General features: G+C 33.7%; 1 pseudogene. It reads right to left on the bottom strand.

From position 1 onward, the window contains the following. Positions 1-243: pseudogene (locus AWV70_RS23185) on the bottom strand (tetracycline efflux MFS transporter Tet(L)); the annotation flags it as partial.

Genomic DNA, 243 nt, shown 5'->3' with positions numbered 1-243 from the left:
CAGTAAGCGTACAGATAATAAACCACCAACAATTGCAATACCTATTCCCTCTGATAAAAAACTGGTAAAATTAAGCAAACTCATTCTGGCACCAGCTTCCTTTTGTTTCAAACTACTTGAAACAATTGTAGATATAACTGTTTTGGTGAATGACAGCCCACCAAAAACAAAAACTAATATAATTGTCAGTAACCATGGTGTTACTTCTAAAAAAAAGGCAGCAATTAAAAAGCTAACGGAAAG

The organism is Sporosarcina koreensis (genome assembly GCF_001531445.1).
Classification (GTDB): domain Bacteria; phylum Bacillota; class Bacilli; order Bacillales_A; family Planococcaceae; genus Sporosarcina; species Sporosarcina koreensis_C.
The sequence above is the reverse complement of the archived record's forward strand: the minus strand, read 5'-3'. Positions and strand labels throughout refer to the sequence as shown.